Raw genomic sequence first — 11,023 nt, 5'->3', positions numbered from 1 at the left:
GAATTATGGTGGCAGAACGAGAAAGGGTTCGCGGACTGGGAAAGATAAACCAGCACACCCGAAGGTGTCCCTCTCCCGTCCTACCGCTACGGGAGGAGACGAGGAGTTTTCACATAAGACTATTCCTCAGACGGAATAACTCTGATGTGATCTTTCATCACGGTCCGCGACGACCGTCTGGCAATGTAGGCCAGCAGGCAAAGGATAAGCTTCACATTTATTGCAGTCAAGCACACAAAATGCCATTTGCTTTAAATTAAATCATTAAAAAAGTAAGGCTAAATAATGAAGGCGTTATTGTTAAGTGGGGGTTGTAGAAGGAGAACTAAAAACAGCCTTGGGAGGCTGTTTTTGGAGTAGTTTTAGATAATTCAAAATTACTCATGATCTAAATCTTCTTCATTGAAAAAATTTTCCTCATATTTTCTTTGAGCTTTAATCTGATCTTCAAGTGCTTGCTGAGCTGCAATATGATCTCTCAATGCTTCATATTCTCTTCCAACAATTCGTTGAGCTGCAAAATGACCTCTCATCAATGTTTCATGTTCTTTTAACTGGCTTCCAACCATTTGCTGAGCTGCAATATAATCTCTCAATGCTTCATATTCTTTTCCAATCATTTGTTGAGCTGCAACATGGCCTCTCATCAATGTTTCATGTTCTTTTAACTGGCTTCCAACCATTTGCTGAGCTGCAATATGATCTCTCAATGCTTCATATTCTCTTCCAACAATTCGTTGAGCTGCAACATGGTCTCTTAATGCTTCTTGAGCTTTAAGTTGTTCTATATTCATGCGTTGAGTTCTTAAATGCTCGTCATACATTCTTTTCTCTTCTTCCAAAGAAAGTTTGATACTCTTTAATGTATCTAATTCAATTTTTATATCTAAATAGTCATTAGTTTTTTGCATGAACTCTTCTATTTGATAGATTAAAAAATTTTCAACAGAAGCTTCCTTATTAAGTTCTCTTTTTAATTCGGGCCTTGCCCCTAAAATTTTAGTGCCCTCAAATTCTTCTATACTTCGCCAGTCTTCTTTTACATCTTCTGAAACAAAAATAATATTTTTAATATTTTTTTCCTTAGAAAATTCAATTATTTGTTTAAAAATAATTAGATCCCCAAATTTTCTTTTATAATTCAATCCATCAAAGAAAAATTCTTCCTCTTCTTTTGATATATCTTTATAACCAGGAGGGATACCATTCTCATAACGTCGCTCTCCCTCTTTATATAAATTTTCTAATTTTTCCTGTGTATCAAATGTATTAGAACCTACTTTTTTTTCATCAATTAATTTATCGATTTCTTTTCGAATAAAATCATCGGAATTAATAAAAATTCTATCTTTATCTAAAGCTTTAACTTCATCTTTAATTTCTTTAAGATGAAATTTTAAAGTGTTGTCTAACTCTTTAAACAATCTACTTATTTCAGATAAAGTTGTATCTAGCTTTTCTTGAACTGGCTGATAATTCTTTTTTAATGAAAAAACATTTGAGATTGTACTAAAAGGCTTTTTATCAAATTTTATTGTATCTATTAGTTTATCAATCTCTTTATTTAAGTCATTGAAGGAATTTCTTCTTTTTTTTATAACATTTAGTCTGTTTTTTTGAAACTCTAACCCAACATGGAAAGGAATCCATATACGACTTTCTATCTTAGATAAGATTTTAAAAAAGTCTTTACGACCTTCTGGCTGAAAAGAGTATAGACTTAATAAAACATTAGTATCAAAAATAAAAACTGTCTGAGGATCTTTCCAAATATTTTTCAATTCAATATTTTCAGTTGGATGATAAAAACAGGAAAATTTATTTTGCATTTTATATCATAAGTAAAATTATAATTTTTTAATTATACCTATTAATAAATAAAAAAATTAGCGTTTTTCAAGATTTTAGCTTTTAAATTTAAAGATATTTTTAAATAATTAATCCACTTGCTTTTCGTCTTATTCTGCTTACTATTAGTTTATATTGCACATAGCCGAAAAAAATCCAGACAATCTTTACGTGAGATCTCGATCTAAAGAGTTCAACGGAATTAATATGAGTATTTTTCTGATCCGCCATGCTGAAAGTGAAGCCAACATTAATAGAAAAACCCTTTCGCATGCTTTAATTGCTTTAAATGAACATGGGCATAAACAAGCTAAAGAACTCTGTTTAAAACTGCCAGAGATTGACCATATGATTGTGTCTCAATATTTGCGTACACATCAAACCGCCCTTCCACTCTTAGAAAAATATAATCTCACTTTTGAAGTAGATGAGCATTTGCATGAATTTAGCTATTTGTCTGAGCGTAAATGTGCCAATACCAATATGGATGACCGTAAAGCTTGGGTAAATGCATATTGGGAGAAAATGGATTATCAGCACAAAGATGCCGATGATGCAGAATCTTTTGAAGATCTGTATGCGCGGGTTCAAGCTTTCCATGAGAAGTTAAAGGCATTGACTGAAAATTATGCCCAAAAGAATTTGGCTGTGTTTAGTCATGGACAGTTTTTACAGCTTTTGATGATGCAAATACAACAACCTCAACCAATTTCAAAAGATTTAATGCGGCAATTTAGATACAATCTGGTCTATCAGCCAGTTAGAAATACTCAGGTTTTTACTTATTGAACTGATAAATTTCGTATAAGGCATATAATTTTAGAAACTCTTTAAAATAATGAATAGAGAACTTATGACTCAATTTCCAGATTTACTTAAGAAGTTACACCAACTAGATTTTGATTATGCTGATGGAGATGGCATTGATTTTGAACCATACCAAGATTTCTTATCACCCGAAGAAATAGCTGAATGGTTAAAAGCTTGGACTGGAAACCCTCAAGCTGATGCTAGTACATTATTATTTTTTGGCCAAGACGGTACAGGTGGGTGTGCTGCTTTTTGGATAGTTAATAAAGACAAAGATATATTAGATCAACCAATTGTATTTTTAGGATCAGAAGGAGAAATGGGAGTAGTAGCAAAAGATTTTAATGATTATCTTTGGTTGTTATCACAGAATCATGGTCCATTTGAATCTATCGAATATCCTGAAGCTAACACTCAAATTAATAATGATTTTCTGACTTTTGCAAAACAGAATTCTAAATCTCATTCTAGATCAGTTACTGAAATTTTAAATGATGCTCAAAGTTCTTATCCTAATTTTAAGACTTGGATAGAAGATATGATTCGGTAATAAATATACATATTAATATAATTGGCGTATTAGAAAAAATAAAAGCAGTCTACGGATGATAGGCTGTTTAGATACGGAGCATAAATTTTAATGAATCAACTAGAATTAATTCTAAAAACCTTTCATGAGTATGAGTTTAAAGAAGGTTTAGATGATTTATTCTATTTATCGGGTAACTTTCTCAAAGAAATTTACCCAACGATTATGCTCGAATATGACCAAGATACAGCATTCTTCATGGCTTTAAAAAGTTTGTTAGACACTGGTGATATTTCTCTATTTTATAATTTGAACTTTGAAGACCCATCTAGAGATGGAGAATTGCTAACTGGATCAGCAGAAGAACAAATTAAGCAGTTAAAGCAAGTCTGGATCGGCAGTGATGCTATCAATAAGATGGATGAGGAAAATAACTATATAGGATGGTACTTCTTAATACAGTGCTCTTATGCATTAGCTCACAAAATTTATGATAAAGATGGAAACTTCGATCGTTGGTTTTGTACTGGGTAATTGTCTTTAAATTTCATAAATGTGTTTGGGCTAAAATCCAGCTAACTTTTCTGATTATCTTTAACGCCGCGCATATAACGAATATCAGCCTGTAGGCCTGTATATGGCGCATCCCCTGCATTACAAGCCATCGCAGAAGAATATCGGCTAAAGAAAATATGACCCCACCATGCACACCGCCCAATGCATTCATGTGTTCACCTTTCACATTAAGCTGACAACGTGCTTCCTCAAAACTACGATGCAGTACTTGAACGCCTAATAAGAGCCACCTCCTCCCCATCTCACTTTTTTAGCACTCAATTGCGTTAACGGCGAGTCCACCTTTTGAGGTTTCTTTGTATTTATATGACATGTCCTTGCCTGTTTCTTTCATGGTCTGAATCACTTTGTCTAAAGACACAAAATGTTCATCGTCGTCATGAAGTGCCATTTGTGCTGCATTAATGGCTTTTACAGCCGCAATTGCATTTCGTTCAATACAAGGTACCTGAACCAGCCCACCAATCGGGTCACACGTTAAGCCCAAATTATGTTCAAGGCCAATTTCTGCCGCATGTTCCACTTGTTCAGGTGATGCACCTAAAATTTCAGCTAACCCTGCCGAAGCCATTGCACATGCTGAGCCGACTTCTCCCTGACATCCAACTTCAGCCCCCGAAATAGACGCATTGAGCTTACATAAAATGCCGACTGCTGCCGCACTTAGAAAAAAGCGAACGACTTTATCTTCGGAAAAGTCTTTAGAAAAAGTCACGTAATAATATAAAACTGCCGGAATAATACCTGCTGCGCCATTTGTCGGAGCAGTCACGACTCGACCACCAGCAGCATTTTCTTCATTTACCGCTAAGGCAAATAAATTAACCCATTCCATTGCATGAAACGTGGTCACAATCAGGTTAGTATTTTTGTTGTCTAATAACTTTTGATGAATTTTTTTAGCTCGACGTTTTACATTTAAACCGCCTGGTAATATTCCTTCATTGATCAGCCCATTATGAATACATTGCTGCATCACCTTCCAGATATCCATAATCTTGGCGCGAATCTCACTTTCACTACGCCAACTTTTCTCATTTTCAAGCATTAACTCACTGATCGATAAATGATGAGTTTTACATAAGCTTAAGAGTTCAGCCGCACTATAAAATGGATATGGAACCTTAACTTCATTAGTTTCAGTTTCGGTGTGTGTTAATTGTCTTTGGCTAACAATAAAACCGCCACCAACTGAATAGTAAGTTTCGGCATATAAAATTTCTTTAACTTCGTTATACGCAATTAGTTCCATTGCATTGGGGTGATAAGGCAGAGATTCATCTAAAAAAAGCACATCAGACTTATAGTCAAAAGAAATACTCTGTTGCTGATTGAGTTTAATTATTTTATTTTCAAGCACATCTTCAATGAAGCTCGCACTTGATTGGGTATCAATATGTTCAGGATCAAAACCCATTAATCCTAAAAGAATAGCTTTGTCTGTTGCATGACCGACACCAGTGGCTGCAAGTGAACCATATAACTTAATCTGAATTCTAACCGTCTTTTGTAGATCATCTTGCTTCAATAAATCATCCACAAAACTGTATGCCGCACGCATTGGTCCAACTGTATGGGAGCTAGAGGGGCCGATGCCAATTTTAAAAAGATCAAATACACTTATAAACACGGGGTCCTACCTTCAATTCATTATTATTCGTATGTTCGTCGTTATTGTGTCCTTTCGGATAACATTAAAATTATCATTAAGTCTGGAACAAATCACGAATAACTACGGGTAGTCGCACAAAAAGACAACGGTTGAACAATCAACATCAATCGGTTTAGTCAAAAATATAAATTGTGGAGCTTTTATCGCTTAATGGGTGTTGTAGAACGAGTCTTTAAATAAGCTCGCCAATTTGTATAAATAAAAAACCACAAATATTAGCCATTAGTCGCACCTCACTATTTTTATTCATTTTTGCTGGTAAAGTATTTTACATGGTTTGATACAACCTACTTAACTCAGATGCATAATTCACCTGTTACCGCATCTGATGTTTTTCAGCCTCTAGTCCGCTAGGGGCTTTTTTTATTATTGATTTAAAGCCTGATATATTAAATTTATAGAAATAATGAAAGAGAAGAAAAATTAATCACGCTTTACAGCAACTGCCCCAACAAAAAGAATATCCCGTCATTCATTCTTCTAAAAATTAAAGTCGTAAAAAGCCCGCATTTCAGCAGGCTTTGATTTCAAGTTGAACTGGCAAATTTAAATTAAAAAATTAGCCACATGTTGCATTAGTAATTTTTTTAGAAGCTGGATCAATGGTGACTGTAACTCGGTTTGTACGATAATCCATAGTCATTGGTTGACCCGGAGCAACTTTACGCACAATTTCTGATTGAGTCTTTTGTTTAATTTGATCATCAGTAAGGCCAGATTGCCCCACTAATTTTTGAGCTTCTTCTGCTACGCAGTTCGCTTGATTGTCACGGAATAATTTCCATTCTTCAACGACTTGGCCATTTGGTAAATGACAGTAGCCCACCTGACCATTTGCTTCATTTCTAATTTCTAATTTCCCACCTTTTTCAACACAATATTGACTAGCTGGATTTGGTGAACCAATTTTTGGTGGAGTTAGATCTTTATGTTGTACAGACGAGCAAGCCGTTAACGAAACAAGTGCCAAGCCAAGAAAGAGAATTTTTTTCATAATTTTTTGCTTCTTAGTAAAAAAGCTAAAGATATCAAAAAATTTCATATTTCATATCACTTCTTTACAATAAAAAACTTACTTGAATGTTCAAGCAAAATAAATTTAATGTATTGGAAATTAAGATATTCCCAAATAAAAGTCATTTTTTAATATTCTATTCAGGTCTTTCTAAAATTCGGGGGCCAGATCCATCTTGTCCTAAAATATCTTCAGGATTTCTTAAGGGGCATTGCTCTAATGATAAACAGCCACAACCAATACACCAGTCCATTTCATCTCTTAAGCGAGTTAATTTTTGAATTCGATCATCCAGACTTTCTCGCCAATGACTTGATAAATCTTTCCATTGCTTAGCGGTTAATTTACTGCCCACAGGATATTGACTTAAAGCTTCTTTAATTTCATTTAAAGGAATACCCACCCTTTGAGCGACTTTAATAATCGCAATATATCTTAAAATAATTAAAGGATACCGACGTTGATTACCATTTGTTCTTATACTTTTTATAAGCCCTTTCGCTTCATAAAAATGTAGGGTCGAAACAGGAACTCCACTCCTTTTTGCAACTTCACCTACGGTCAAAACTCGACTAGGGTCAGCTTTTTTATTTCCATTCATCATGATTGACCTCAACTTTACTCGAGGTTTATAAGAGCACACTTTTATTTTGTCAAATAAAACACAGATATTTTCTTATAGACTATGAACCACTTTCCTAAAGTTATAGGTCTTATCTATAAAAAATGATAACAAAAATGGATGTGATGATTAACTCAGTTCAATCTATAAAATAGTTTGCTGTCAGTTAAATTTAAGAATTTAGTTTTGTAGAGTACACGGACACCCACAAATCCAAAACATGTTGTAAACAAAAGGCATTGGGGCACCTAATGGATAGACTTTTATCTGCTCGATCTTATACGTTTTTTTACGTGACTCAATGTGTAATATATTATCGTAACGGGCAACTACAACTCCCTTTTTATATAATTTTTTCCTTTCATTCTTTGCGTCAAATTTATATACCAAAAAGTAAACTTTTTCTCCTACATCAATCTTTGAATGATTAACCATAATGTAACCATTACAATACTTACATTGCCAATCTTCCATATCTCAAATTATCACACGCTTAAATTAAAAAAACACACTGAATTTTATAGTATAAATTTATTAAAGATATAAATCTAAAGAAATATTTTAATTGAAAAAATAAGGTTTATTTGTGACACATATCACAATAAAAACCCCAAAAATTTCAAATTATATTTAGATACATCAATCACTTATCAAAAAACACTTAAGGTTTATTATTTTTAAATATATAAAATCTATACATAATTTATTTAATTATATAGTATATTTAGCAATAACTTTAAGTTTAATTATAGAACTAATTTTAATATTTAACACCACATTTATTTCATTATATTTAACTTAGCACTAAATACGGAAATAGAATATTTTTAAATATTAAATTAATTTCACAGCAAAATTGAAAATAATTCATTTCACATTATATAAAAAACAAATATATAATTAAGAGTATTACAATTTAATTTTTTTATTATGTCAACTCAACGTTTAAAATTAGAACTCCCTTCTGGACACGATCAATTATTACTTCACTCTTGTTGCGCTCCTTGTTCAGGAGAAGTTATGGAAGCATTAATTGACTCAGAAATTAAATATTCAATATTTTTTTATAATCCTAATATTCATCCAGTAAAAGAATATCTAATCCGTAAAGAAGAAAATATTCGTTTTGCAGAAAAGCATAATATTCCATTTATCGATGCAGACTATGACACTGACAATTGGTTTGCTCGAGCAAAAGGGATGGAAGATGAACCCGAACGCGGTATCCGTTGTACCATGTGTTTCGATATGCGATTTGAACGAACTGCCCTTTACGCACATGAACACGGCTTTAGTCTCATCAGTAGTTCGCTAGGAATTTCTCGTTGGAAAAATATGGCGCAAATCAATGACTGCGGAATTCGTGCTGCTGCTCACTATCCTGAAATTCAGTACTGGGATTACAACTGGCGTAAAAATGGTGGCTCAAGCCGCATGATTGAAATCAGTAAACGAGAAGAGTTTTATCAGCAAGAATATTGTGGCTGTGTATATTCTTTACGAGATACTAACCGCTGGCGTATGGGTAATGGGCGTGATCGTATTAAACTAGGCGTTAAGTTTTACAGTAATGCGATGGAAGAAGATTAATTTTTACTTCTATTAAAAAATTAATTAATTTGTTCTTAGCTATATTTATTTTTTATAAAAAAAGAGCCACATCTGGAGAATGTGGCTAAAAGGTGTACTAAATAAGCTTTGATGTAATTAGATTAATTGTGTTAGCTTAAAATAAAATTAATTTTATAAAAATCTTAATAACATCTCTAGTTTCATATAACCAATTGATCGTCATAAAATTTGCATTTAAGTATTTGAATAACGATTAAATTTATCTACATAACGTAACTTAGGCTATTATTTAGCTTTTAAATATTGTGCAATTTTTTGAATGTTTTCAATAATTTCATTAGGTGTGTGGGCTGCATAGCCAATAAGTACAGCGGCCTTCTTGTTTGGCATTTGACAATATCTTGATAACGGCTGAACAGCCAAGTTTAAAGCTGTACACTGGTCAATAAATTCTTGCTCTGTCCACGCACCTTTTAACCAGCACACCGCATGAATACCTGAATCGGTGGGTTGGACGTCGAGTTCCTCCGAGAGATGCTCATCAATAGCTTTAATTAATGCTTGTTGGCGCTCATAGCATGCTTTTCTAACTTTACGCACATGCCGAGCATAGTGCCCTTTTTGTATAAATAGCGACAAAGCCACCTGTTCTAAATAAGAACTTCGTACGTCAGTGTAGTATTTAGCAGCACTAAAAGTTTCGATTAATGCTTCAGGCACAACCATAAATCCTAACCGAAACTCAGGAAACATCATTTTGGTAAAAGTACCAGAGTAAATAACTCTTTGTTGCTGATCTAAACCCTGAAGAGCCTGAATGGGATGTGTGCCATAACGAAACTCACTATTATAATCATCTTCAAAAATCCATTTCTCTTGTTGGGATGCCCAATCGAGTAACGAAAAACGGCGAGCTAGGCTTAAAGTTCCTCCGACAGGAAACTGATGTGAAGGTGCTGTATAAACAAGTTTGCTTTTTGAATAATGATGAATAATGTTTGAAATTTGCATTCCCTCTTCATCACTTTCAATTAAATTGACCTGAGCACCAAAACTTCGAAAAATATTAAATGCTGCGTCATAACCAGGTTCATCTAGGCACACCTGATCATGTGCTTGAAGTAAGGCATATGCAGTCAAATGAATTGCCTGCTGCGTCCCATTTACAATAATGATTTGCTCTTCGTTGCAGTTTAGACCTCGGGTTGAGCGGATATATTCACAGATTGCCTGACGTAATGGTAAATAGCCCCGTGGGTCGTGAAATTGACCCAGCTGGTAATACGACTGTCGCCAAGCTTGTGTTAATAATTTTCCCCAAAGCTGATGAGGAAATAAATCAATACAACCCACTCCCACATGGAACATTTTTTTCTTTTGACTTGACCATGACTGTTCTCGCCATGAAGTTAATAATCCCTCAAGATTCGGATTAATATTTAAAGAATGATGATTGGTTAGCGTAGTTTTTTTTGAATTTTCTTGGATATGTATTAACTGATCTGGCACAACCTCAGCAACATAAGTACCTGAACTCGGTTTAGTAAATAAATACCCTTCATCGAGTAAGCGTTCAAGCGCAGCTAATACAGAGTTTCGTGAAATCGACATCATTTCTGCCAAGGCACGACTTGAGGGTAATTTTGTTCCAGCACTCAGTCTTCCATCTAAAATAGCATCACGCAGAGCCGAATATAGCTCATCTTTAATCTGGCCCTTTGGCAAAATCAAATGTGGAAAAGATGCAGAAATCGAAATTGCCATAACAAACTGGTACTGTGAAAGATATTGAAAGTGTATCTTATAAAAATACCACTATCAAAACTACACTCTAGTTCTCAACTTTCTAAAACTTTAAAACTGAGTGTAATTATTATGCAAAATCAAGATATTCAGATTGTCCCTGTTCAGCAGCAGGACTATTCACAGTGGGAGAAATATTGGCTTGCCTATCAAAATTTCTATCAGGTAAATTTACCTCTTCATGTCACAAAAGTGACTTGGGAACGCTTTTTCAATAAAAATGAGCCCGTTTATTGTGCTGTTGCCAAACAAGGCGAACAAGTTTTAGGAATTGTGCATTATGTTATTCATCGCTCAACATGGGCAGAGAATAATTATTGTTATTTAGAAGACCTCTATGTTTCACCTGAAGTCCGTGGTCAACACATTGGTAAGCAACTCATTGAATATGTACAAAAGCAGGCCATTGAGCAAAACTGTGATCGTTTATATTGGCACACGCAAGAAACCAATCACACGGCTCAAAAACTCTATGACTGGATTGCACAAAAACCAGGAATAATTGAATACCGCATGTCTTTAATCTAGACCAATTGAAAACACCAAAAGCTTTAATTCTTTTGGTGTTTTATCTTA

11 protein-coding genes and 1 pseudogene are annotated in these 11,023 nt (G+C 34.1%); 5 read left to right on the top strand and 7 right to left on the bottom strand.

Features of this window, described 5'->3' with window-relative positions; all coding sequences use genetic code 11:
- Nucleotides 1-377: 377 nt before the first annotated feature.
- Nucleotides 378-1,829, bottom strand: a complete 1,452-nt coding sequence (locus MSG66_RS04765) for a PIN-like domain-containing protein (protein WP_324652655.1) — start codon at nucleotides 1,827-1,829, stop codon at nucleotides 378-380.
- 226 nt (nucleotides 1,830-2,055) lie between these two features.
- On the opposite strand from MSG66_RS04765, the gene MSG66_RS04760 reads away from it, so the two are divergent.
- From MSG66_RS04760 to MSG66_RS04750, 3 genes are all read left to right on the top strand, one after another.
- Entirely contained in the window at nucleotides 2,056-2,637 is a 582-nt protein-coding gene (locus MSG66_RS04760) for a histidine phosphatase family protein (protein WP_324652653.1), read from the top strand.
- A gap of 64 nt (nucleotides 2,638-2,701) precedes the next feature.
- Entirely contained in the window at nucleotides 2,702-3,208 is a 507-nt protein-coding gene (locus MSG66_RS04755) for an SMI1/KNR4 family protein (RefSeq protein WP_080026744.1), read from the top strand.
- A gap of 90 nt (nucleotides 3,209-3,298) precedes the next feature.
- Nucleotides 3,299-3,721, top strand: coding sequence for a hypothetical protein (locus MSG66_RS04750; protein WP_324652650.1), 423 nt, complete (start codon nucleotides 3,299-3,301; stop codon nucleotides 3,719-3,721).
- 56 nt (nucleotides 3,722-3,777) lie between these two features.
- Here MSG66_RS04750 and MSG66_RS04745 read toward each other — a convergent pair.
- The 5 genes and pseudogenes from MSG66_RS04745 to MSG66_RS04725 all read right to left on the bottom strand — a co-directional run.
- A pseudogene (locus MSG66_RS04745) lies at nucleotides 3,778-4,004 on the bottom strand (PaaI family thioesterase); the annotation flags it as partial.
- Between the two features lie 9 nt (nucleotides 4,005-4,013).
- Nucleotides 4,014-5,393 (bottom strand): L-serine ammonia-lyase, encoded by a 1,380-nt coding sequence (locus MSG66_RS04740; RefSeq protein WP_324652648.1) that lies wholly within the window; start codon nucleotides 5,391-5,393, stop codon nucleotides 4,014-4,016.
- Between the two features lie 601 nt (nucleotides 5,394-5,994).
- Nucleotides 5,995-6,429 carry an I78 family peptidase inhibitor gene (locus tag MSG66_RS04735; protein WP_042896762.1) on the bottom strand — a complete coding sequence of 145 codons (435 nt, stop codon included), beginning with the start codon at nucleotides 6,427-6,429 and terminating at the stop codon, nucleotides 5,995-5,997.
- Between the two features lie 157 nt (nucleotides 6,430-6,586).
- On the bottom strand, nucleotides 6,587-7,054 hold the full coding sequence (gene soxR, locus MSG66_RS04730; RefSeq protein ID WP_324652645.1) for a redox-sensitive transcriptional activator SoxR: 468 nt from the start codon (nucleotides 7,052-7,054) through the stop codon (nucleotides 6,587-6,589).
- A gap of 198 nt (nucleotides 7,055-7,252) precedes the next feature.
- Nucleotides 7,253-7,546 carry a hypothetical protein gene (locus MSG66_RS04725; protein ID WP_075431354.1) on the bottom strand — a complete coding sequence of 98 codons (294 nt, stop codon included), beginning with the start codon at nucleotides 7,544-7,546 and terminating at the stop codon, nucleotides 7,253-7,255.
- Between the two features lie 456 nt (nucleotides 7,547-8,002).
- Between MSG66_RS04725 and MSG66_RS04720 the strand changes: the two genes are divergently transcribed.
- Nucleotides 8,003-8,662 (top strand): epoxyqueuosine reductase QueH, encoded by a 660-nt coding sequence (locus MSG66_RS04720; RefSeq protein ID WP_324652643.1) that lies wholly within the window; start codon nucleotides 8,003-8,005, stop codon nucleotides 8,660-8,662.
- 267 nt (nucleotides 8,663-8,929) lie between these two features.
- On the opposite strand, the gene MSG66_RS04715 is transcribed toward MSG66_RS04720, so the two are convergent.
- On the bottom strand, nucleotides 8,930-10,408 hold the full coding sequence (locus MSG66_RS04715; RefSeq protein ID WP_324652641.1) for a PLP-dependent aminotransferase family protein: 1,479 nt from the start codon (nucleotides 10,406-10,408) through the stop codon (nucleotides 8,930-8,932).
- 111 nt (nucleotides 10,409-10,519) lie between these two features.
- Between MSG66_RS04715 and MSG66_RS04710 the strand changes: the two genes are divergently transcribed.
- The gene (locus MSG66_RS04710; RefSeq protein WP_324652639.1) at nucleotides 10,520-10,975 is read left to right on the top strand and encodes a GNAT family N-acetyltransferase; all 456 of its coding nucleotides are present in this window, start codon (nucleotides 10,520-10,522) and stop codon (nucleotides 10,973-10,975) included.
- Nucleotides 10,976-11,023 lie beyond the last annotated feature (48 nt).

The sequence above is a fragment of the Acinetobacter sp. IK31 genome (assembly GCF_035615195.1).
In the GTDB taxonomy this organism is placed as follows: Bacteria; Pseudomonadota; Gammaproteobacteria; order Pseudomonadales; family Moraxellaceae; genus Acinetobacter; species Acinetobacter calcoaceticus_C.
Note: the sequence above shows the minus strand (reverse complement) of the source record. Positions and strands in the feature narration are given on the sequence as shown.